The following is a 24,595-nucleotide window of genomic DNA, read 5'->3' on the forward strand; positions in this document are numbered from 1 at the left end:
CTCCGTCGTACCTTGCCCCTTATGTCCCCCACCGGAAAATTCACGTTCAAGCTCGTGATCTATGGAGCGTTCCTGCTCTATCTGGTGGGGGACTTGTTCATTTGGCACGGCTTCCTGGCGGGCAGGATGGATGCCTACCTGAAACCCATGCCGGGGCCGCCCGGAGACAATTCCGAACGCATCGCGGAAGTTTACGGAGAACCGCTTACCGCCAACCAGCTGAACAGGAGAATTGCGGAGCTGGGCATTCTGCGCCAGCCCGCCGTGCTGGACATGGGAGACGGCATGACGCTCACCCATGAACTGGATGTGCAGAAGGAGCTGGTCCCCCGTGCTAGATATGACCTCATCAGCTCCTCTCTCCTGCGCCTGAAAACCCGGGTCAACGATTTGCAGCTCCCCAACCGCAATGCGGAAGCCGCCCAGGCGGAAAAGCAAATCCAGTCCCGTTTTGACGGCGACAGGGAGAAATATTTGGAAATGCTCCACGGCCAGAAACTCAACGAAGAGCAGCTCCGGCAGAAAATTGCCGCCCGCCTCAAGCAGACGGAACAGCTTTACCGCGCAACCATCAAGGTTGCGGATCCTACCGACGAAGAACTGAAAATCTACTACAATCTGGTCAAGGACAGGCTTAAAACGCCGGATTTGCGGCAGGCCAGACACATTTTCCTCTCCACCCTGCACAAGGACGACAATCAGGTCAAGCAGGCGGCTGAAGCCCTGTTGGCGCGCCTGCGGGCCGGAGAATCCTTCGAACGGCTTGCCAAAAGTACCAGCGAAGATGAACAGACGGCTTCCGCCGGAGGCTCCCTGGGCTGGATCAACCCGGCCCGTACTGCGGAAACCTTGGATCTGGACATTGCCTCCCTGCCTGACAACACGCCTGTGCTCGTCAAAAGCAAATGGGGATGGCACATCATGGAAGCCTCCCCCTTGAAGAAAGGACGCGTCCCATCCTATGAGGAGGTGCTGCCTGCTTTGAGAAATGCAGCCCAAAGCTTCAGAAGGGCGCAAGCCACAGGATTATACATGGACGGTCTTATTGAAGAAGCCCATCTTAAAAACCGCATCAAAAACAAACAAAAACATTAAACCACACCGGAGTTCCGGAAGAACCGGGCGATCCCCCACGGCATCTTTCTTATTTTTCATTTGGAAGGAGGCGTTATTCTTCTGCCGCATTCATTGCCGGAATGATCTGTCATCACGAGGAATCTCTCCTTGGCAAAATCCGGAGAAAGATGATCTTGCTAAAAAGCATTCTCCTTCCCGCGATACAAATTTGCTGCTACACGGAACAGGAAAGAAAATCAGGACCGCCTGAAATAAAATAAATTCTAACCTATTGAGCACGGAACTTCATCCGCATATTATCAATAGGGGCGAAGAAACAACAATTCATCAGGGATTCCTCTGATTTCCGCGGGTTTTCAACACACCGCAGTAAAGGGGCCGCTATATGCTTAAGGGCATTATAAAAAAATTGCCTTCCTGTATTCAATTGTGCTTGATCTCCACAAGGATGTCGAGTAGCTTGCCTCCGGTAATTCCTAGAGGGGTATTAGCTCAGTTGGTAGAGCGTCTCGTTCGCAATGAGAAGGTCAGGGGTTCGAATCCCCTATACTCCACCATCCATCTTTTTCTGCTGCCGGTTTGTTCCGTACAGAATTTCAGACCGCGTTATGAATGGCGATTTATTCAAGATTACACTGATTTCAGTCATTGCCATTCTTCTCGCCATTGTCGGGGGTCTTGTATCCGCAGACGGCGATCCAGTTTCCATTGCCCTTGCCATAGCCCCGTTCGCCCTGGCAGCGCTCTACATGATGAAGGAAAAGGTATGGTATCTCTGGATACTCATTCCTCCTCTCTTTATTCCTTTTTCAATTAATTCCTATGCTCCCCTATTCGCCTATTCTGTCGTGCTGCCCTTTTATTTATGGAATGTCATGCTCAGACGCTCCAGCTTGACCTGGAATTCTATTCCTCTGCTGGATACCTTAATTTTCCTTCTTTTCATCCATGTTGCCTATGTTTTTCTGACTCATCCCTTTGGACTGGGAATAAACATTCTGGAAGATTACTATGGAGGTAAGGGCTATATCATGTTTCTGCAGGCGCTGCTGGCCTATGTATGTCTGTCTTCATTGAAAACAAACAGCCAGGATCTAGGAAAAGTACTCCAATGGTCTATTGCCCTGATCCTTTTCTTTACATTGGTCCAAACGGCAAGGGCATTACTCTCTCCCGAGTCAGGAGAAGGGATGGAGGGGAGTGCGGGAGGAGGAACGAACGGAGACACACGAAATTCCTCTTTCCTAGCCTTTTCCGTACTGGTACTTCAAGTGCTTATCTTAAAATATTCTGCATGGCAGATGATTAAACGCCCCTGGTGGGGATTATTGGCAGTCTCGGCATGCGCAGGCATTTTAATTAGTGGATTCCGTTCTTCCCTTGCCGTTATTCTGTTGCTCTTTTTTATCGTCTCCTTACTTTATAAGCGATGGTTTGTCAGCATTGTAGCCCCTATTCTAGGGCTAGGTATACTTATGCTTTTTTCTTCCTCAAAAACCTTGCTTGAACTTCCTTTTGGGGTACAACGTGTCTTATCTGTCCTCCCCTTTCTCGAAGTCAGTTCCCAAGCTAGAGAGGATGCGATGGCTTCCATTCAATGGAGAGTGGAAATGTGGGCATGGGCTTTTGACGACAGGGAAAAATTCATTCAGGATAAGGTGTTCGGCGATGGATTCGCGCGCGACATCAATATCCTCAAAGCAAATATTTACGAAGAAGCGTACCATCTCACCAATTCCAACCAGATCTCCTTTGCCTGGAACGGATTATGGCACAGCGGCCCGGTATCTACTATCCAGACCATTGGATATGTAGGTCTCACATTATATTCCATCATATCCGTCATCGGCATGGTCTATGCATGGCAGGTCGGCCGCATTTACCGCTACAACAAATACAGCCTGGGTATTCTATTCGTTGCAGCCATTTACTTTACCCGTCCTCTGAGTTTCTTTTTCATTTTTGGGGATAATACTTACATTACTGCGGACATCATTTCACTGGGAATCATCAAGATCTTGTTCTGCTGTGCCAAAAGGGAGGGATTGTACATTTCCATCCATATGCGCAGGGAATATGTTCCTCTCATGATACAGCAGAAGGAAGAAAAACCTGGACTTCCCAGCTCTTCCGGGATTCCCTGCTGAATATTCCGATGCACTTTTCGGAAAAACCGTCTTCTTCCAGTGCTTGAGGCTGGACTATTCGGAGGGGAATTGATAAGGTCCCGAAACGTTTAACCTCTCCATGGCATCCGCCCCTTTCCACCATATCATTGGCCTTATCCCTGCGCGCTGGGGTTCCTCCAGATTCCCGGGCAAACCCCTTCATCCCATTGCCGGAAAACCACTTGTCCAACACGTATGGGAGCGGGTCTCCCAGTGCAGCCGGCTGGACGATATGGCTATCGCCACGGATGACGAACGCATTTTTGAGGCCGCGCTGGCGTTCGGGGCAAAAGCCATCATGACTTCTCCGGACCATCCCAGCGGTAGCGACCGCTTGGCGGAAGCTGTCCAGGCATTTCCCTCCGCCACCCATATCGTCAACATCCAGGGGGATGAGCCTCTCATCGATCCGGCCCTGATTGACCGTCTGGCCGGTGTGCTGGCTGCAGATCCCGCCCTTCCCATGGCCACTGTCGCCTGCCCCATTGACAGAGAAGAAGACCTGGACAATCCCAACATTGTAAAAGTGGTTCTTGCCGGCAGCGGAGATGCGCTTTATTTTTCCCGGTCCGCCATCCCATTCGCCCGCAATTCACGTATTTCCCCGCCCCTCAGGCATCTTGGCATTTATGCCTACCGCCGGGACTTCCTTGCAAACTATGTCCGCTGGAAACCTACCCCCCTGGAACTCACGGAATCCCTGGAACAATTGCGCGCACTGGAAAATGGGGCCAAAATCAGAGTCATCCTGACGGACCATGTCAGCGTGGGAGTGGATACGCCGGAACAGGCGGCCCAGGTCGAACAGATTTTATTAAACACACACTAGGAACAGACATTATCATGAAATACATCTTCGTCACAGGCGGCGTCGTATCATCTCTGGGCAAGGGCTTGGCAGCCGCATCCATCGGCACTCTGCTGGAACGCTGCGGACTGAAAGTGACCCTGCAGAAATTCGATCCCTACCTCAACGTGGATCCGGGCACCATGAGCCCGTTCCAGCATGGAGAAGTGTACGTTCTGAATGACGGTGCGGAAACGGACCTGGACCTGGGGCACTATGAACGCTTCGTCCATTGCAGCCTTTCCCGCCTCAACAACCTCACCTCCGGGCAAGTCTTTGAAAACGTATTGAGAAAGGAACGCCGCGGCGACTACCTGGGCAAGACGGTCCAATACATCCCCCACGTTACGGATGAAATCAAGAACAGGCTCTATGAAGTGACGGAAAAATCCGACGTGGACATCATCATCACGGAAATCGGAGGCACGGTAGGAGACATGGAAGGCCACATCTTCCTGGAAGCCCTCCGCCAATTTGCCCTAGAAGTGGGCCGGGACAACGTCTGTTTCATCCACGTCACCCTGCTCCCCTACATCAAGGCGGCCGGGGAGATGAAAACTAAGCCTACGCAGCAATCCGTTGCAAAACTCCGGGAAATCGGCATTCAACCCGACGTCATCATCTGCCGGACGGAATACGACATGAGCGAGGACGAACGCCGCAAAATCGCCATGTTCTGCAACGTAGAGGCTAAAAATGTCATTGCGTTCCGTGACGTGAAAAACACCATTTACGAATGCCCCCTGGACCTCAGCCAGGACAAAATCGACCGCATCGTGACAAAACGCCTGGGACTGGACGTCCCTCCCCCGAATCTGGCGGACTGGCAGCGCTACGTAGGCAGGGTCGTCAGCCCCAGCCATTCCGTAAGAATCGCCGTTGTCGGCAAATACATCGCCCTTCAGGATGCCTATAAGTCCATTTATGAATCCTTTACCCATGCCGGCGCGGAAAATGACGCCCGCGTGGAAATCCTGCGGGTGGATGCGGAAGAACTGGAAGAAAAGGGAGCGGAAGCCCTGATCGGTTCCGTGGATGGCCTTTTGGTGCCCGGCGGCTTCGGCGACCGGGGTATTGAAGGAAAAATACAAGCCGTACAATATGCGCGCACCAAGGGCATTCCCTTCATGGGCATCTGCCTGGGCATGCAGGTAGCCGTTATTGAATATGCACGCCACATTTGCGGCATGGACGACGCCAACTCCACGGAATTCAACAAGGCTACCCCCTACCCCGTCATCTGCCTTCAGGAAGAACAGAAAGGCATTGAAAACATGGGGGCCACCATGCGCCTGGGCGCCTACAAGGCACTGATCACACCGGGAACCCTGGCACACAAGCTTTACGGCAAAGATAACGTCAACGAACGCCACCGCCACCGTTACGAGTTCAACCCAGCCTACCGTGAAGATCTGGAAAAAGCGGGTCTGGTCATCAGCGCCATCAACGATGAGCACGGACTGGTGGAGGTAGTGGAACTCCCAACCCACCCCTTCTTCATCGCCTGCCAGTACCATCCGGAATTCCAGTCAGCACCCAACAGGGCTCATCCGCTCTTCTCCGGCTTGGTCTCTGCAGCGCTGGAATATAAAAGCCGCTCCTGATCCCATCCCTGACCTGCAAGAATTTTTCCGGAGCTGAAATTCCGGAAAAACTCTTCCTCTCCCGGCATGTTTACGGACTCCCTCGTCATAGCCACCTACTTTCTGGCCATCTTCGGCATTGGCATCTACGCGGGCCGCAAACAAAAAACCCTGACGGATTATGCTCTGGGAAACCGTTCCCTGCCCTGGTGGGCCATCCTGGCCTCCATCCTGGCTGCGGAAATCAGCGCGGCCACCTTCCTGGGAGCGCCGGGGGAAGGCTACCATACCCGCAACTTCACCTATGCCCAGCTCTGCATAGGCACGATTCTGGGCCGTATTATCGTCGGCAAGCTCTTTCTCAAACCTTATTACGAATACAAAGTAGTCTCCATTTATGAATACCTGGAAAAACGGTTCGGCCTCTTGACCAGACGCACCGCTTCCATGGTCTTCCTGATCAGCCGGGTTCTGGCCAGCGGAACCAGGCTTTACTTTGCAGGCATTCTGCTCGTCATTGCCTACCAGTTCGCTACCAATACTCCGGCGGATTCCGAACAGATAGTCCTGCTCTACATTGTTGCTCTGGTCATCATCAGCATTGCCACCACCATTTATACGGCCATAGGCGGACTGAAAGCTGTCGTCTGGACAGACGTACTTCAGGCGGCGGTACTCGGCGTCTCCATGCTCTCCGCCCTCTGGATTCTGTTCGCCCACATTCCCGGAGGCTGGGATTCCATCTCTGCCGCCATGAACGGAGGGGATGACTGGAAATTCTTTTCCTGGGGAACGGAAAAAGGACTCGGTTTCCTGGAACAGTGCTCCCATATTCTAGGACAAGAATATACGATATGGGCAGCATTTCTGGGTGCTACGTTCATCACGATGGCTACCCATGGGACAGACCAAGACATGGTTCAGCGCATGCTGGCCGCAAAAAACAGCAAGGCCGGAACCCGCGCAGTCATTGTATCCGGCCTGATGGACTTCCCCATCGTCCTCCTGTTCCTCTTCACGGGCATTCTCCTGTACGTCTTTTACCAGTACAATCCGGCAGCCCTGCCCGCAGACACGCCCAAATTGCACGTATTCCCCTACTTCATCATTCATGAACTGCCCGGCGGAGTCCGCGGGCTACTCATCGCCGGACTGCTCGCAACCGCCATGGGGTCTCTGTCCACAGCACTCAATTCCCTAGCGACCACCGCCACGAAGGACTGGTACCAGGGCATCTTCAAGCCGGACGCCACGGAACGCCAGCTGCTCCGGTGCGTGCGGTGGGGCACGGTGGGATTTTCCCTGCTGCTCATTATGGTGGGCTCCGTCACGGCCTGGTACGTAGTACATCATCCGGAAGTACGCATTATCCAAATTGCTCTCGGCATCTTCGGCTACACGTATGGATCCCTGCTCGGCATCTTCCTGCTGGGAATGCTGACCCGCACCAGGGGCAACGACACCGGCAACATCCTTGCCATGGCGGCAGGCTTCATCGTCATAGCTGTTCTGACCGGACTCATTCCTCTCCCGGCTTCCTGGGAACAGCATATTCCGGAAATAGCCTTTCCCTGGCGCGTCACCATCGGCACCCTGGCAACATTCTTCGTCGGACTGTGCTTCCGCAGCCGTCACGAACTTCCCCGTTAAAGGGCATTATTCCTTCCCGGAATCACAATTTACGGACAAGAAAAACCTGGGGACATGCAAGGAACCCGACGCGTGCCACGGACTCCCTCCGGACAAACGCTGTTACCTTTACCCCTCTCCTTTTCTCCACGCATCACACCTCTTCAGGTGAGAGCCATCGGAAGGAAACAATGTTGAAGCGGCGGCCAAAAGCCTTGTTCACCGCACTCAAATCCGTCGTTTCCAGCGCCCCGGTCTTCATGTTCACCTTCGTTGCCGCCGTCTCGGGACTGTTCACAGGGTCCACGTAGTTGATCCCTCGCTGCACCACCGCCTCGCACCACGCACGGGAAAGCACCACTCCCTCCCGGCTCGTCACTTCTCCGTAGGCGCGGATTGTAAACGTGTCGTCGCGCGTCGTCAGGATGTTGCCCAGCACCGCAAGCACGTCCGACTGGATCAGGTAGCCGGGAGCCGCCGTGAAGACCGACCCCTTGGCCGCATCCGCGTTCGGATAACCCGCCTTGGGTGTGATGACCATGTCCGTGAGTTCGTCAAAGGTGCTGTTGATCGAGCTTTCGTCAATGGCCGCCTGAAGCGCCCCCTTCACCCCCATCTCTCCGCTCTGCAGGCGGCGGTTGATGAAGTCGGACATGTTCAGGAAGGGGCCCCTCTTCTTGACTTCCTTGACCATGTTGTCGGCCAGTGCGCGGATCTGCGTGTCGCTGAGCGTGCGCAGGTCCGACCAGGCCATGGCCTCCCCGTCGGGGATGCCGTTGGTGATGCCAATGGAGCCGTAGTCGTCCACGTGGGACTTGTTGCTGCTGGCCACCCCGAAGCGGGAGAAATTGGCCTGGTTGCCGCTCAGCACCGAGGGCCTGCCGTTGGAAGAGTAGAGGAGCTTGCGGTTCTTGAGGCCCATGAGCATGGCCTCCCAGGCTCTCCGGGAGGTGGAGTTGACGTTGAAGCCCCCGGCGATGGGAAGGTACTTGGCGGAGAGCTTGTAGCCCTCGTCGGTTTTGGCCAGTTCGTCGATGACCGCTTCGGCGGGCTTGCCCTGAAGGTCCGGGGAGAGGCGCCTGTTGGCAATGCCTGCGGCCTTGTTGGAGGAAGTGTCCGTGGAGAAGGCCTCCTTGAGGACGGCCTTGAGGTCCTCTTTGGCGGAGCCGCCGATGCTGCGGGGCCGCGCGGCCAGGGATGAGGTGAACCAGGAGTCCCAGAGGGCGTCGTTGATCATCAGTCCGTGGTCCCAGAAGTCTCCCAGGGAGGCGTCGCCCATGATTTCATTGTGGGAGAATACCTTGTCGGCAGGCAGCATGGGGTCGGCAAAGGAGTTTCCGATGCCCACGCCCGGAACGCCTGACTGGTAGGCGAAGCGCTTGGCGATGGCAGCCCTGGAATCGGTCTTGTACCATCCGGGGGTGAGCCTGAATCCTGCGAATCCGGCGAGGCTGGAGGGCTGCTGGAATGGGAGTTCGGCGGCCACAATCTTGTTGACCTGTTCGGCGCCGGGTCCGCCGAAGGGAGAGAGTCGGGTGCCGTCGTTGGAGAGGATGTTGGAGATGGTGATCTGGAAGAAGTCGCTGTTGGATTGCTTGACCTCGAACTGGTAGGGGCTGTATGAGCGTCCGAGTTCGGATGCGGTGGGCATCTGGCCGCCCCAGAAGAGGGGGCTGGAGTGCTGCCAAGTCTTGGCGCGGTAGTCCTTGCCTTCCGGGTAGGCGCCTACGACGGGAGTCTTGCCCCATTTGGCGGAGACTCCATAATAGGCGATGAAGTAGGGATACGGTCCTCCGGATTCCGGTTCTGCGAATTTGCCCCGCTTGGAATCGTTTTCATTGGAGTCTCCGCTGGTATTGTTGGTCCATCCGGTCGTCGGAATCCTTGTGGCCTGGATGATTTGTTCTTCAAATCCCCAGTTCAGGTTGAGCATGGCAGGGGAGATTTTAGCGAAAACTTCCGGATCGGTTGTGGAGGAGCCGGAGAGCGTCGTAGGCTTCCCTATCTGGCCGGGGTTCATGAGCCCGGCGCCCATGACAAACGTGCGCAGCTTTTTGGATGCCGAGGAAAACTCGTCCGTATACTTATGGCACAGAACATGGTCGGGAGGAGTGCCCCATGATTTGTTGCCATTGTTGCCCACCAGTTCATCATCCGTTTCCGCAAACCGGGCCCAGAACGTATATTTGGTAGGCGTGTCGAATTCGGTGTTTTCAAAATACTGGTACTGGAGTCCCGTATAAATGTTGACGCCGTAGGAAGCCATCTCGCTCAGGTCCTGCGGCCAGCCTTCCCGAAGGGCGAAGTTGTCCGTCCGGATGTCATTCCCGTTGATTTTGGATTTGTAAACGGCTCCTTGCTGGATTTTGTCGGTACGCGTGGTGGAGGGAAGGGCAAAGACGACGATTTCCCCGGCCTTGAGGATGGATACGTCCCCCTTGTTTACCTCTCCGGTGCTGTCGTTCAGGCGTGCCGACTTTCTGTAGGAAGCGCCGAAGTCGGCAATCTGGCGGTCATTTACGGCGCCATAGGAGCCCTGGGTGTAAGGAGTCAGCGGATGTTCCGTATATCTTCTCAAGTCGGAAAGAGGCTGGCTGCTTCCGTTGACATTGTCCGCAAACAGCATGGGCATGAAACGGTGTTCCCCGAAGTAGGAACCCCACGGGGAGCCGGACGCCCCTTCCATTTTCATGTCCACATTGTACGGGTTCCACCAGACAAAGACGGGGATGACGGAGACGGACGTGTTGATCCAGCCGCCGTTCTGGGCCTGGAAATCGTTCTTTGTCAGATAGGTCCCAATGAAATTGTAGTAACGCAGCAGGATGGGATGGCGCATGTAGGTGTAGCGGTTGTCCATCATTCCCATGTTGGCGGAAGCGTCCGCGGCTACCAGCGTGCTGGGCGTCTGTCCATTCCATTCCAGCGCGGCGGAGGCATCCTGGCCGTCCCTTTTGGTTGAAGAGTCCCACACATTGGCCCACAGGTGGAGCTGGTTCCAGGAGCCTATCGGCCGGTTCTGTTCCGTCGGAGTTCCGTCCTCCGTGGCGTAGGGACGCAGGCCGATGTCCGCCGTGTCTCCACGGAATTCCTCAGGCAGTTTTTCCTGGGACAGCATAATATTCAAGTCCTTCTTCAAACCGCCGAATTTGGAATCCGCATTTATCTTTATAACCTCAATAAAACATTTGATTATAAATGAATAAAAATATTATTCCAATTCATCTCAGAGCTCAAATAAAGGGAAAATTCCGGTTCGGAAAACAAGGTTTCAGCATCCTTTTTCAACCAATTTTAGGCTTGCATGCACCCTCCGCTTTTTATAAGGTTCAGAGATAAGAATTGGCTTTTCGCCTTTCCATATTAGTGGATGGCTTGGCAACTCCAAACTAATAGGAAGACGTCTCGCTAAAAACCATAGCTTTTCATGAAGATCAAACCTTCCAAAAAACGCCCTATTAAACACGTCAGCAAGGGTTTCGCTCTCATTGCCACCATCACCCTGATGATGCTCCTGGCCCTCCTGAGCGTAGGCCTTCTTACCATCGCATCCTCCCAGGTGCGCATCTCCGAGAAACAGCTCTTCGCTGCTGAGGCCAAGTCCCTGGCCAGATTCTCCCTGGAAGTATCCCTGGGACAGCTCCAGTGCGAGCTGGGACCCGACCAGCGTGTTTCCGCCAACTCCGGCATTCTCTCTTCCGGCACCAGCGAAGGAAGCTCCCCCTACATCCTGGGCGCCTGGAACAGCTGGGACACCTGGCTCAACAGGAATAATTCCTCAGGCATGAGCATTGCTTCCACCTACGATACGGGCAGAAGCTCCATGTTCCGCCGCTGGCTGATTTCCGACCCCGACCTTCGCAGGCTCAGCACCCTGGAAGCCGGAAAAAACCTTCTGGGGCAAAGGACCCGTTCCAACCGCAGTTCCCGCAGTGTCTGCCTGCTGGGCCCCGGCACCGTAGGAACCCCGGTGGGAGCCCGCAACCAGGATAAAAAGGAAATTCATGTCCGCCCTGTACGCGTGGATGATTCTTCAAAGAATACGGGGCTGAAAAAGAATGCCAACACGCGCAAGTACATTGCCTGGTGGATTACGCCGGAAAACCAGAAGGCGCGCATCAACCTGATGCCCCATGCCTCCCAGGAAAGCACTGACGCACTGACCGTTCTGCGCTCCACCTGGGATACCCCCGGCCCGGATCTGGACACCCTCAATATTGCCTCATTAATGTCGGAAAGCTCCAGCGACGATTCATCTGCAGCCAGAAAATTGATCTCCCGTGACACGCTTCTTGCCAACAGCAAAAACGGCCGCCTGAAAGACCTGGGAGAGCTTTACCATGACATCACCCTGGTTTCTTCCAGCCTCCAGACGGATTCCAAATTCGGTGGCTTGAAGAAGGACTTGAACATTCTTCTTTCCCAGGAAAAACTGCCTGAGGAGTTCCGTGGAGATACGGCGGACATCGGCCTGCGTCCCTACGCCACGGAGGACGGAACTCCGACGGAACAGAACCGGCCGATAGGCTCCTGGAACCAGCTCCACCTGTGGGCCAATGTGTGGGACTCTTCAACCAAAAGGGACGGCCAGGATGCCTCCGCCACACTGCAATGGAATGGGCAGACGCCCAGCACGCTGGTAGCCGCGGACGCCTCCGCCAACATGGAAATGATGGACAACCGCTACACCTACATGCGCCATCCCATCCTGCTGCGCTTCTATTCCTTCGTGGGGATCAACTACGTCAAGCGCAACGCCCAACACGGCTCCCGCGGCGGCCACATTGACGTGCGCGTCTCCGTCATCCCGGTGTACGTGTGGTGGAACCCGTACAACGTGGACATGACGTTCACCGGGGCGGACGGCGGCCCCTGGGGCTCCTACTTCGGGGAACACCGATACATGCCGATCATGCAGACGAACAACTATTCACGCATGCAGGCCAACCTGATTGAGAATTGGGATCCCTCTTCAGCGACTTATTCCGAATCTCCATTCTCTCCCTATTCACCCAATGACGGTTACAACAACAGGCAGATTGCCGACTTCGGAGCGTCGTTCCGTAAAACTTCGGAATTGCTTTCTGGCGGCGTAGGCAAGGCGGGAGAACCTTCCGTACTTAAAGCCGGAGAAATCGTCATTTTTGCACATCCTGTCGTAGCCAAAATTGAACATGGCAACGCGGTCACCCAGTCCAAGGCCAACAAAAATGACATCCGCGTGGACAACTTCGCCTTCAAGGAAGGCTGGACTCAGGATCCGGGGCAGGTCAGTTCCTATGCCATCAACCAGGCTGACGGTATTCAATATCAGTATTTATCCGGAAGCGGCTATGAGGACAGAGGCACCGCCATGATGTCCATTAAATTTGCGGAAGATCTGGACGACCTCAATTATACGCCGCACAACATTGTCCTCTGCACGAAATACACGGATGAATTTTCCTCTCAATCCAAAAAACTCGGTACTCTTGTCATGGTTTCCGGGATCATGAATCCCAGACAGCTAGGCCAATCCGGTTCATTATCAAACGGCAGTGACCCTGCCGTATTTGCCAAAGCCATGCCTGCTATCCTAAACCTCAACTGGGGTGCCTGGGAAAAGCCCCTGCTTGATCAAGTCAAGCTCCCGGCCGACATGTTCCTGGACAATGAAGGACCGGATGACAACAGAAAACGCCGGGGCTTTTACGGTACTGCGGCAGAGGACTCCACATTCGTAGCCTACTACGGGGTTTCAGTAAAATGGGGCAAGCCTCCGGTCATCGGAGCCTACCCGGAAGGCAAGGACTACCGCGCCAAGACTTGGCAGCACTCCAGCCCCCTCTTCTGGGGCGGCCAGATGCCCACCGCATCCGAACTCGGACGCTCATACAGCCCCTACCAGTTCGAGGTCAAAAATGCCAACAGCGACTTCTTCCCCATCACCATCTCCAACATCCTCTCCAACGACGGCACCCGCCTCTCCCCCTTCGGCGGACCCGGCGCCGAACAGGTCAACAAGATTGTGGCCGCCGAACTCCCATTCCAGCAGCCCTCCAGCCTCGCCGGATTCGCAGGATTCAGGCTTACTCCCGGATGGTACAAGACCGACTCCAAAGCTGCCATCGCCAAGCGCTTCGCCTACCAGTCAGGCGTTCCGGGCGTGGGCATCGGAAACTCCTTTGCCGACCCCATGCTGCCTGCCGACAAGGTATTCTCCCACAATGAAATCATGGGCGACGCCTCCCTGGGAGACTTCTGGGACCACGGACTGATGATCAACGACGCCCTCTGGGACTCCTGGTTCACCTCATCCCTGGCCGCGCGGCCCCGCAGCATCGGCGGCTCCGCCAAAGAGGACCTCAAGGCCGTCCTCAAGGAGGCCTTCTCCACGGACACTTCCTCCAACAAGGCCGCAGGCATTGCCAACAGGCGCCTCTCCCCGGACCTTCAGGGCAAGCCCGCCGAAGCGGTCATCGACGAACTGGCCAAAACCGACGAGGGCTACAAGCTCTCCGCCAAGTACCTTCCCATCGCCGGGGGCTTCAACGTCAACTCCACCTCCCGGAGAGCCTGGGAGGCCATGCTCATGGGCCTCAAGAACCGCAAGCTCCTCTACTCTTCCAACGGCAGGCCCTCGGTGCTGAGCGGCAACCAGGCCAATTTCTCCCGCTTCGGGGTGGCCAGCAGCAACAAGTCCCACGTGGACGACTACGGCTCCATTGGCATCACCAACGGCATCCCCGACGGGGAGGCCATGGCCTGGTCGGACCTGCGCACGCTCAGCGACACGCAGATCCGCGCACTGGCCGACAACATGGTCAAGGAAGTCAAGAAGAGGGGCCCCTTCCTGAACATGTCCGACTTCATCAACCGCCGCCTGCAGAGCGGAGAGATGGGGGTGAAGGGGGCGCTTCAGGCGGCCATTGACGAAAGCTCGATCAACAGCACCTTTGACGAACTCACGGACATGGTCATCACACCCAAGGCGGGTTATCCGAACGCGGATGCGGCCAAGGGGTCGGTCTTCACGGCGGCTCCCGGCTACCTGATCCAGTCGGACGTGCTTGCGGTGCTGGGCAACATCCTGACGACGCGCGACGACACGTTTACAATCCGCGCCTACGGAGAAGTGACGAGCCGGGAGGGAGTGGTGCTTTCCCGTGCGTGGTGCGAGGCGGTGGTGCAGCGTGGCATCAACTACGTGGACCCTGTGAACAGTCCCGAGACGGCGGCAACGAAGGTGAACATGAAGACCGGGGCGCTGGAAACGACGGATTTGAGTGCGGTGAACAAGGCTTTTGGCCGCCGCTTCAACATTGTTTCCTTCCGATGGCTCTCACCTGAAGAGGTGTGATAAAGAAGTAAAAAATGGGTTGAAGGGCTTCCTGTCCGGGAATCCCTCCCCTTTTCCTACCGCCCTTTTCTTTCAGCATTCGGCAATCATTGACAGCCGCCGCCTTCCTTTTCCCGGAACGCGGCGGCTTTTTATCTGCGGGCCGCCGTCTCCAGGTTTCGTTTTTTCTTGTTGCATAATATTCCACATCCCTATTTTAAGCTTGCACGGCCTTCCCCATTCATGTACTTCACAAGGGATATAAAACCCGTCAAGACTGGCATTCCCAACAATGCTTTATTGACTTGCCGTTGTCTCCGCAGCATCCGTCTTCCAACCGCTCCCGTGCCGGTTAAATGCTCCGGTCAAACAATTGGTATCGGGTTCTCTTCCTACACTTCATATTTTCCAGAACATATGCGCATCCCATTCATCCTGACCCTTTCCTGCTTCCTCGGAAGCGTACCCCTCGTACATGGGCAGTCCCGCCAGCCTGCGGCACCCAGAACGCCTGAACCGGCTAGAAATTCCCCCGTCGGAGATACGGTGGACAAGTCCCTTTCGCCTGCTTCCGTCAACGGCATCCGGTTCGTGCTGAAAACTCCCATGACTCTCCCGGAAGTCATTTACATGCCCATTGACGGCAAAAGGCTGGAGAAAGTGGAACTTCGCGCCGCGTTGCCAGGACGGCGCAGCGTTTATCCCCGGAGCAAGATCATTACCCTTTTCGGAGGCTTGGACCAAAAAGGCATGCCGACCAATAAGCTGGTTTCCAAACCGCTCCCGGATAACCTCGGTCCCAAAACGCTGGCTTTGGTAGGCAAGAACAGCAAGGGAGATTTCACGCTGGATTTCATCAATGAAGCGGAACTGCCAATGAACTGCATCTACATCCAGAACCTTACCGGACGCACGTTCACTCTGGAACTGCCCAATCCCCCAATGGGAGAAAAAAGCGCCATTGAGCTTCCCAGCATGGCAACTTATGTCTTTGGAAAGGACGCAGCAGGTGCCAGCGCGGCCCGCTCCACTCCCGCCAACTTAACGTACATGGCGCGCCTTAAAGACGGAAAAGTCGTTAAAGTCAAGGAACGCGGCATGATGCTCACCACTTATCCGGGACGCAAGGTCGTCATGATTATTTCTCCGGATGCTTCCGGACGCACGGTCGTCCTTTCAGAACTGATGATTTTCAAGGAAAAAACGGCTGCCGCGCCTCCGGCACGGTAACGGATACCGTCCTTCCTGCGGAGAATATTTCAGCCTCTTTCCAAGAGAGGCCATACAGAGAGTCCTCCGGGCATTTCCGGGAGGAATGGAGTTCAAGCAACCGTAATTTCCCGGAGAAAAATTACCCGTGTCCCCGGCAGGAGCATGGAAACATTCCGAATACTGCTATTCAATCAGCTCCTGAAATAATACATAAAAACTCAACATATATCGTATCGTTATAAAAATCACTCCTATAGATACAATATTCAAGGGATTTTTATGAAGAAAAATAGATCGGCTGCCGAGACCATCCGCAAGGAATTCATCAGCACTCAAGGAGGTTCAGGGCCAAGCTGGAAAAAGTCAGCTGCCCATTTGACGGTGTGGAAAACTCTCTCTGCGTGAAACACGCCGAAAAAACCGAGTGTCGTAGGGCTTATTGATGCTTGATTCCATTACTCCGAACACCTCCAGACCGGGATTGACAGCCTTTCCGTGGTATTAAGATATCCGGCAGTATCCGGAAGAATCGAACCATGCGGAGAAAGTGGAATTAGAGTACACGGACAGGGGTGATTTTGCTCAGGACAAGGCTCCTTCACATTCAAGTCAGCGTGGAGAAACCGGAAGAAGATGATGCCCTGCATATTCCCAGGAAACGGGCCGCATCCTGTCCGTTTCTTCTACATCCCCGGAAATGTAACCCATTGCATTTATACGGCACAGGAAAACAGATTTTTCCCGATCTCCGTTTTGAGGAATATGGAACATAAAGAGTTCTTCCGAAGGAGCCTTCCGCCGAGAAATAACACGACGTTCTGGCCCCACCATGCATGAGCAGTCAGGAAAGGCTCCATAGCCCCATCAACAGGCTCTACATTCCTCCGCTATCCTAATACACCTTCGGCACCAGGCCCTGACGGCTCATCTTGTCTTCCACTTTCCGGCGGTTTTCCTCCAAACGGTGCGCGTCATAGGCCTCGTCCACCGGCTCCGCTTCCGGGATGTTTTCATCACGGCTTGCCTGATATTGCTGCACTTTCGGAAGCACGCCCTCCACCAATTCCCGGCATATCCAGGAAGGCAGGATGTACGTTTCCGTCCGTCCGGCACGGCTCAGAGCCAGTCCCACGAATTTGCCGTTGACGTCAATGACCGGACACCCTGCCCGTTCCGGGAACAAAGTCATGTCCGACTGGATGACCAGCGGGAATTCGTCACGCTTCAGGCTCATGCGGTTGCCCATGGAGTTCATCATATCCAGCCGCTTCTGGGGGAATTTCATCACTTTGGGCCTAGACCCTGTGAGAAGCTGCCCCTCCACCTTCCGGTTCTGGCGCACCACTTCCACAGGGACGGTTTCCCCTGGCCGCACGCCTACCATGGCCGCACGTATGGAATACATCCCGTCCACGGGTTTTCCATTGAGCTTCATCAGCACATCCCCGGCCTGGAGACCGCTACGGTGGGCACCGCTCCCGGCTTCCACGCCTCCGATCATAACTCCCTCGCCATCCCAGCGGGGATCGGAGACAATACCCAGATAAGGCTGGTCGTCCGCTCTTAGGCTGCGCTGGGCTACGGACACCACTCCGAAATCGCTGACATGCCCCGTGGGAGACACGGCTGCAATAATATCCCCTTCCTTGGCCTGCACATAGGAGTCCAGATCAATGGGCGGAGCAGGCAGCCCCGGTACATCCATCATCAGCAGGTCATGTTCCGGCAGGGCAAACAGGACCTTGGCATCATAAATTTTCCCGGAGGCGTCCACCAGCATGACCGGACGCCTTTCCTTCTGCAAGTCGCTCAGCTTGGTGAGCACTTTGCCCTTGCCTACCACGGTACCCAGAGCCACCTGACGGTTGCCCGCCACAAGCGCCACCACGGATTTGCCGATGGGAACGGCTACCCTGTCCCATTCCTGGAAGATTTGGCGCGCCTGGGTATCCAGCACCGCCTTGTCTTCCGGTGCAATCATCTGGTCCGCGGGGAGGGGGGAAGCTATTTCCTGAGCGCATACGGTACCCGCCGCCAGTACTGTCAATAGGTATCTGATCATCATCCCTGGGATTGTTCCACTTGTTTCAGACCGGATATCAGGTCACCGCGCCTGCCGAAGGTGAGGTCGGCCTTGTAGGCCGTTCCTTTCCGAAGAACAACCAGAGGCACCGTTTCTCCCGGCCTGTGGCGCCCCAGCTCCCGGAACATGTCGCGCACGGAGCGCAGGCCTCGGCTGTCCATATGCGTGATGACGTCGCCAGGCCTGATGCCCGCTTCATCCGCAGGAGAATTCACGACCACATCCTCCACCACAACACCCTCCACACCCATCACATCCATCATGGCAAAGCCGAGAACAGGGGAGTCCGGGTCCGCCATGGGATGCAAGCCCAGCTGGCCCCAATGGCGGCCGGAAAGCAGTTTCTCCCAATCTTGACGGAAAACGGAAACGGGAACATGGTTGTTGATTTTCAGCATAGGGCCAATGGAGGAGTGAATGCCCACCAGCTTTCCAGTCAGATCAAAAAGGGGACCGCCGGAATCGCCGCCTATCAGCGTGCATTCGGAGATCAGAAACCTCTGTTTTCCGTCCGTGCAAAGCCTTCCCATTCGGATGGGCGCACGGCGTTCCGGGTCAAATCCCTTGGAATGCCCCAAGGCCACCACGAAGTCACCTACATGCAATGCATCGGACTCGCCCAGTTCCACATGCGGATAGGTGCCCTCGCCAAGAATCTGCACCATGGCGGCGTCACGGGTGAAGTTGGCTCCCAAGACGCGGCCTTTCATCACGCGCCCGTCTGAAAATACTACACGCATCATCTCGTCGCCGCCTACCACGTGGGCCGCCGTCAGAATGAGTCCCTGGGGACTTACAATAACGCCGCTACCCGTTTCTCCACCATCGGAAACGAGGGCTACCGTAGCTGCTGTGGCAGATTGGGCTACCTGTTGAATCTGTTTCTGCAAATTTGCCATGGAGGGCACCGTCTCCGCCATGCCGTCCCCCACGAATAATAGGGACAAAAGGCCCCCAACGACCAAGTAATAAAAACTCGCCATTCTATGTTTTGATATCATGAAATTACCGATAATCGGATGGTTTGACATATCCTACTACAAGAACGTTCAATACGGACCGGATTTGTCTATGAATTTGCGACATGGCACACTATCTTTTGCTTCGACCATCCGAAATATTTATGATAAAATTTCCCCACGGATGGGTGTAGACGACAAATTACGGAAAGGAAACGCCGGCTCCTGGAGGGAACGCATCCCGGACGCCCAGTCGGCCTCCCGCGCCCGCTCCTCACGCAGAAAGAGGCAATCGCCCCGCCCTGCCTATCCCGCCCTGCCAGGAGAAGAGCCACGGCCGGCCGTGATTCCGGGCCCCACCCGCAGAACGGCAGGCCCGCGCGATTCCTCCTCTCCGTATGGCGCGCCCTCTCCGCGGCCACGGAAAACACCCCGTCCCACACCCCGGGTTGAGTATGACGAAGAAGCCACTCCGGAAAGGAGTTCCCGGCCTTCCGGAAAGCGGCGCAAACCGGGCTTCACCATCTTCGGGGCCCTGTGGTTCGTGTTGACAATGCCGTTCCGCTTCATCGGCGCCCTGACCCGCAATATCCGCTGGTTCATCAGCTGGCCCCTCCGCATCCTGTTGAGCGTTTCCTTTGTAGGCATCGTCGTCGGTGCCATTCTCGTTTTCCTGTACGGCACCATTTCCAACCGCTACGACATTTCGGAAGTGAAAAGCAACATTCCGGAACGCACGGTTATTCTCGACCGCAAAAACCGGACCATCGGCACCCTGCACGGAGAGAACCGCAGGCGCGTTCCCCTTCAGGAAGTTCCTCCCATTTTTATAGATGCACTGCTGCTCCGTGAAGACAATCGCTTTTACGACCATGGCGGCGTGGACTGGATCGGCGTGGGCCGCGCCGTCGCCCAGGTCATCAAGCACAAAAGAGCCACGCAGGGCGCCTCCACCCTGACCATGCAGCTTGCCAAAATCACTTATAACCACCAGGAACGCAACCTGCACAGCAAACTGACGGAAGTAGCCCTGGCCAAACGCATTGAGGCAACCTACAGCAAGGACGAAATTCTGGAAACCTACATTAACCGCATTTTCTGGGGCCACACCTTCCTGGGAATAGCCGCCGCGTCCCGCGGCTATTATGACAAGGAGCCCCGCGACCTCTCCCTTTCGGAATGCGCCACGCTGGCAGGCATCATCTACGGCCCGAATGATTTTTCCCCCCTCAAGCACCCGGAAGAAGCCAGAAAAGTCCGGGACATCGTGCTCGGGCTGCTGAAAGACGCCGGCAAGATCACGGAAATGCAATACGCCGCCGCTCTCGCGGAACCCATCGTGACGCATCCGCCGCAGTCCAGGTCCGAGGAAAACTACGCCATGGACCTCGTGCGCCGGGAGCTGGACGCCATTCTGGAAGAGGAAGACATCCGCCTGGGAGGTCTCGTGGTCCATACCACGCTGGACCTGGACCTGCAGAACGCCACGCTGGACATCATCAACAAGCACATGACGGCTCTGGAAAGCCGGAAGGATTTCAAAAAGCACCTGGCCTCCCTCCAGGCTAGAAGAGAGAAACGCGGCATCGTTAAAAACAAACTGACCACCAAGGCGGAATATGAGGCGGCCCTGGCCGCCTACAAGGCAATTCCCGCGGAACAGAGGGGAAAAAAACAGCCCCCCATGCCCAATTACATCCAGTCCGCGGCCGTGGTGATGGACAATGCCACGGGAGCGCTTCTGGCCGTTGTCGGCGGACGGGACGCGGAGGAATCCAAGCTGAACCGCGCCATCCAGTCCCGGCGGCAGACGGGCTCCCTGTTCAAGCCGTTCGTTTACGCCACTTTCTTTCAGCAGGGCAATTCCGCGGATACCCGCATTTCCGACGACCGAATCGCCCATGGGGAAATACGCGGCGCAGCCAACTGGTCCCCCCGCAACTCGGACGGCACCTACCGCGGCATGAAGCCCGCCTCTTTCGGCCTCATTCTTTCCCGCAACACCATGTCTGTACGCATCGGCAACCGGGCCGGGCTGGGCAACGTCATCCAGTCCGCCGAGCTGGCCGGGTTCCATGGAAACGTCTCCAAGACTCCAGCCCTGTTCCTGGGCACCTGGGAAGCTTCCCCCCTGGACGTAGCGAGCGCCTACAGTGTGTTTGCCAACGGCGGCGTGCGCCCCACGCCATATATCATCGACCACATTACGGACTCCAAAGGGCAGCCGCGCTTTGCCATCACCAAGAGCAGGCGCGCCGTTTATTCCCAACGCGCGGCCAATATCACCTCCTCTATTCTCCAGCAGGTCTGCAAGCCCGGAGGCACTGCGGGCAGAATCACCGCCCTGGGGTTCAAAGCGCCGTGCGGAGGCAAGACAGGCACTACGAACAATTACACGAACGCCTGGTTCGCAGGCTACACCTCCAACCTGACATGCAGCGTCTGGGTGGGATTTGACACCGCCACCAAGATTCTGGAAAAAGGGTACGGCGGCACGCTGGCTCTTCCCATCTGGACGGATATCATGCTGGCCTCCCAAAAGGAAGGCTATCCCTCCAACGCGATCCGCACCAGGGCAGCCTCGGAAGGCCAGGCCGTTCTCGTATGCCGGGAATCCAACCAACTGGCCCATTCCGGCTGCCAATACGCCAAAACGGCCTATTATGAAACAACGGTAGGCTACCAGGCCCCGGCCAAAATGTGTGAAAAGCATATTCCCCTTGCGGAGCCGGGCTCGGAAGAAGACATTCCCTATGCAGAGCCGCTCGACAGTTCCGATGACAACATTCCGCTGGCCGAACCCGTAGATGAAACGGACGGCATCCCCTACGCCACTCCCATCTGATCCACCACCTTCCATGATTCCCCCCTTCATTCCCTGGCTTCTGGCCGCCCTGCTCCTGCTTGCCTGCCTGGCGCTTCTGGTCGCCCTGCTGCGCTACCGGGATCGTTCCGTCCGCCTGGAGGCGGAATCCCTCTCCTGGCGGGAACGGGCGGAGGACAGGACGCAGATGCTCCGCACCGCGGAAGAAGTGCTCAGGAATTCCTTTGCCGGCATCAGTGCGGAAGTCCTTCGCAACTCGGAAAAACAATTCCTCAATCTGGCGGAAACGCGTCTCCAGAACCAGCACCAGCAGGCTAGGCATGATCTGGAATCCCGAAAGCAGGCCATTGAGTCCCTGCTCAAGCCGGTGAGTGACTCCCTCAAGTTGGTCCAGTCCCGCCTGGGAGAAATAGAAAAGGAGCGCGTGGGCGCTTATGCGGACCTGAAAACCCAGATACGCTACATCCTTTCCGGCAATGAGGCCCTGAAGAACGAAACAGCCAGGCTTTCCCAGGCCCTGCACCATAACAACGCCCGCGGCCAGTGGGGAGAACTCCAGCTTCGCCGTGTGGTGGAACTGGCGGGCATGGTGGAATATTGCGATTTCACCACGCAGCAGACCCGTTCCAGAGAAGAAGACAGGATCCGCCCGGACATGGTCATCCATCTTCCGGGAGGACGCTCCATCATCATTGACGCCAAGGCTCCCATGACGGCCTACCTCCATGCCGGAGAGACAGACAGGCAGGAGGAACGGAGCCAGTGGATGAGCCGTCACGCGGCGGACGTCAAAAAGCATTTGCAGCAATTGAGCGCCAAAAACTACTTCGCCCAGTTTTCGCCGTGCCCTGAATTCGTCATCATGTTCCTGCCGGGGGAAGCCTTTTTCCAGGCAGCTCTGGAAGCCGACCCGTCCCTGATCGAATTCGGCGCGGAAAACAGGGTTATCCTGTCCACACCCTCCACATTGATCGCACTGCTGAAAACCGTAGCCTACGGCTGGAAACAGGAACAACTGGCGGACAACGCCAAAAAGATTTCTGAAGCGGGAACGGACCTGTTCGATACCTGCGCCATCCTCACCGGGCATTTTTCCTCCCTGGGCAAAAGCCTGAACCAAGCGGTCAACCAGTACAACAAGACCGTTTCCTCCTTTGAGCACCGGTTCATTCCGCGGGCCCAGAAATTGAAGAATCTGGGCGTCACGTCATCCAAGGACCTGCCTTCCGGTCTGGAAGACATCACCTTGCGGGCAAAGGGCACAGACGTACAGGAAGAAGAGTGAAAACGGACAAAAAGAAGCTTTGCGCAAAGCTTCTGCACCAGGCCTCCGGCCTATTCGGAAACCTCGTCCCCCTGTTTCAGAACCGGAAACGGCAGGTTTTCCTCATGTTCCAGGCAAAAGGACAGCTCCTGCACGGAACCGCACACAGGCACATGGAAAGCGTCGAGGGCGGCACGGGTACTGTACCCCCACCCTACCAGGACCAGCCGGGTGCCGGCATTTACGGCCGTATTGCCGTCGTGGGCGGAATCTCCCACCATGCATGCCTCCTCCGGTTTCCTGCCCCATTCATGGACGATGGACAGCAGGGAATCCGGCTCCGGCTTGCGGGGAAAACGCTCGGAAAAACCCATTACAATCCGGAAAGGCACATCCGGAAAGACGTGATGCACCAGAGGCACGGTCACCACGTGCGGCTTGTTGGACAGAACGCCGAGGGGATGGCCTTCTTCCGCTAGTTGCAGGAGCATGTCACGAATGCCAGCATAAGGAACTGTTCCGTTTTCCCAGGTATGCCGGTATTCCCGCATAAAACCCGCATGCAAGGCTTCAAAGGCGGATTCCGGAACGGGTCCGTTAAAATATCCACGCAAGGCGGCCACGCACAGCTCCCGGGCGCCCCGCCCAACCATTCCGCGAATCGCTTCTACGGAATGTTCCGGGCATCCCAAGGATTCCAGAGCCAGGTTCAATCCGCGGGCAATGCCGGGAATGGAGTCCACCAGCGTTCCGTCCAGGTCAAAGACAAAACCTGTTTTCATAGCCTCAGTGGCAGAATCCGCGTTCCGACGTCTGCGCGAATTCAATGATGCGCTGCAGGCAGGGATTTTCCCCGTAAGGAGACTGTAAAAGTTCCTCGATGGCCTCATGCACCGTCAGTTTTTTGTTGACGAAAAGCTTCTTATAGCACATGCGCACGGCCCGCAGGTCTTCCTCTGAAAAACCGCGCCGCTGCATGCCTATGGAATTGACGGCGCGCGTAACGGCGGGATGGCCTTCTACAATGGTGTAGGGCAGCACGTCCTGGGCCACGCGGGCCACAGCGCCCACCATGGCATGCTCTCCAATCCGGACGAACTGGTGCACGGCGCAGCATCCCGCCAGAATGGCGTAATCCTCCACCGTTACATGCCCGGCAGCCGTCGCAAAACCGGAAAAGATGACATGGTTGCCAATCTGGCAGTCATGACCGGCATGGCAGGATACCAGGAACAAGTTGTTGTTTCCGATCCGCGTTCTGCCGCCAATATCCGTAGCACGGTTGATAGTGGCGTTTTCCCGGAAAACGTTGTTGTCCCCCACTTCCAGATAAGTGGGTTCGCCCCGGTACTTCAAGTCCTGGCTTTTCAGCCCAATGACGGAGAATGGAAAGAATTCATTGCCGCTGCCGAAGGAGGACGGGCCGTCAATGACCACGTGGCTGTGAAGCACGCATCCGGGCCCCAGCTTCACCTGCTCCCCGACAACGCAAAAAGGGCCTATTTTGACATCATCCGCAATTTCCGCAGTAGGATGCACTACCGCCGTTGGGTGTATTTCTGGCATGGCGCCACAAGTATGAGAAAATTTCAGGTGATGAAAAGACTAAATCCCGCAAAAACGGCCTTTTT

At 56.0% G+C, this 24,595-nt stretch carries 14 protein-coding genes and 1 tRNA gene; 10 read left to right on the forward strand and 5 right to left on the reverse strand.

The genetic code is table 11. From position 1 onward, the window contains the following. Positions 1-21: 21 nt before the first annotated feature. The 6 genes from V3C19_RS08920 to V3C19_RS08945 all read left to right on the forward strand — a co-directional run bounded on the left by V3C19_RS08920 (position 22) and on the right by V3C19_RS08945 (position 7,325). Positions 22-1,095, forward strand: coding sequence for a peptidylprolyl isomerase (locus V3C19_RS08920; RefSeq protein WP_295932867.1), 1,074 nt, complete (start codon positions 22-24; stop codon positions 1,093-1,095). A gap of 463 nt (positions 1,096-1,558) precedes the next feature. Beyond that, positions 1,559-1,634 (forward strand) — tRNA-Ala (locus V3C19_RS08925). Positions 1,635-1,685: 51 nt separating this feature from the next. Continuing rightward, positions 1,686-3,224: a hypothetical protein gene (locus V3C19_RS08930; protein WP_302389341.1), complete on the forward strand. Its 1,539-nt coding sequence runs from the start codon at positions 1,686-1,688 to the stop codon at positions 3,222-3,224. Between the two features lie 100 nt (positions 3,225-3,324). Further along, positions 3,325-4,074, forward strand: coding sequence for a 3-deoxy-manno-octulosonate cytidylyltransferase (gene kdsB / locus V3C19_RS08935; RefSeq protein WP_295932871.1), 750 nt, complete (start codon positions 3,325-3,327; stop codon positions 4,072-4,074). 14 nt (positions 4,075-4,088) lie between these two features. Next, entirely contained in the window at positions 4,089-5,696 is a 1,608-nt protein-coding gene (locus V3C19_RS08940) for a CTP synthase (protein ID WP_130084581.1), read from the forward strand. 66 nt (positions 5,697-5,762) lie between these two features. Next, positions 5,763-7,325, forward strand: a complete 1,563-nt coding sequence (locus tag V3C19_RS08945; RefSeq protein ID WP_295932873.1) for a sodium:solute symporter — start codon at positions 5,763-5,765, stop codon at positions 7,323-7,325. A 133-nt stretch (positions 7,326-7,458) separates the two neighbouring features. On the opposite strand, the gene V3C19_RS08950 is transcribed toward V3C19_RS08945, so the two are convergent. Continuing rightward, positions 7,459-10,422, reverse strand: coding sequence for a hypothetical protein (locus V3C19_RS08950; RefSeq protein WP_149873815.1), 2,964 nt, complete (start codon positions 10,420-10,422; stop codon positions 7,459-7,461). Positions 10,423-10,731: 309 nt separating this feature from the next. Between V3C19_RS08950 and V3C19_RS08955 the strand changes: the two genes are divergently transcribed. Both V3C19_RS08955 and V3C19_RS08960 read left to right on the forward strand, forming a co-directional pair. Next, complete coding sequence (locus V3C19_RS08955; protein WP_330937077.1) at positions 10,732-14,643, forward strand: hypothetical protein; 3,912 nt, start codon at positions 10,732-10,734, stop codon at positions 14,641-14,643. Positions 14,644-15,039: 396 nt separating this feature from the next. Next, a complete protein-coding gene (locus V3C19_RS08960) occupies positions 15,040-15,852 on the forward strand; it encodes a hypothetical protein (protein WP_295932835.1) in 813 nt (270 codons plus the stop codon). An 874-nt stretch (positions 15,853-16,726) separates the two neighbouring features. Here V3C19_RS08960 and V3C19_RS08965 read toward each other — a convergent pair. Together V3C19_RS08965 and V3C19_RS08970 are read right to left on the reverse strand one after the other, a co-directional pair. Beyond that, entirely contained in the window at positions 16,727-17,899 is a 1,173-nt protein-coding gene (locus V3C19_RS08965) for a PDZ domain-containing protein (protein ID WP_302388644.1), read from the reverse strand. Then, positions 17,896-18,900: a trypsin-like peptidase domain-containing protein gene (locus tag V3C19_RS08970; protein ID WP_302388643.1), complete on the reverse strand. Its 1,005-nt coding sequence runs from the start codon at positions 18,898-18,900 to the stop codon at positions 17,896-17,898. Before V3C19_RS08970 ends, V3C19_RS08965 begins: the two co-directional genes overlap by 4 nt. 160 nt (positions 18,901-19,060) lie before the next feature. Here V3C19_RS08970 and V3C19_RS08975 point away from each other — a divergent pair, with 160 nt between their 5' ends. Both V3C19_RS08975 and V3C19_RS08980 read left to right on the forward strand, forming a co-directional pair. Then, positions 19,061-21,721 (forward strand): transglycosylase domain-containing protein, encoded by a 2,661-nt coding sequence (locus tag V3C19_RS08975; protein ID WP_295932828.1) that lies wholly within the window; start codon positions 19,061-19,063, stop codon positions 21,719-21,721. A 13-nt stretch (positions 21,722-21,734) separates the two neighbouring features. Further along, positions 21,735-22,985, forward strand: a complete 1,251-nt coding sequence (locus V3C19_RS08980; RefSeq protein ID WP_161981443.1) for a DNA recombination protein RmuC — start codon at positions 21,735-21,737, stop codon at positions 22,983-22,985. Positions 22,986-23,035: 50 nt separating this feature from the next. Here V3C19_RS08980 and V3C19_RS08985 read toward each other — a convergent pair whose 3' ends face one another. Together V3C19_RS08985 and lpxA are read right to left on the reverse strand one after the other, a co-directional pair. Then, entirely contained in the window at positions 23,036-23,746 is a 711-nt protein-coding gene (locus V3C19_RS08985; RefSeq protein ID WP_161981442.1) for an HAD family hydrolase, read from the reverse strand. Positions 23,747-23,750: 4 nt separating this feature from the next. Next, positions 23,751-24,530 (reverse strand): acyl-ACP--UDP-N-acetylglucosamine O-acyltransferase, encoded by a 780-nt coding sequence (lpxA, locus tag V3C19_RS08990; RefSeq protein ID WP_130084914.1) that lies wholly within the window; start codon positions 24,528-24,530, stop codon positions 23,751-23,753. Positions 24,531-24,595 lie beyond the last annotated feature (65 nt).

Source organism: Akkermansia sp. AE01SA01, assembly GCF_036417395.1.
Taxonomy (GTDB): domain Bacteria; phylum Verrucomicrobiota; class Verrucomicrobiia; order Verrucomicrobiales; family Akkermansiaceae; genus Akkermansia.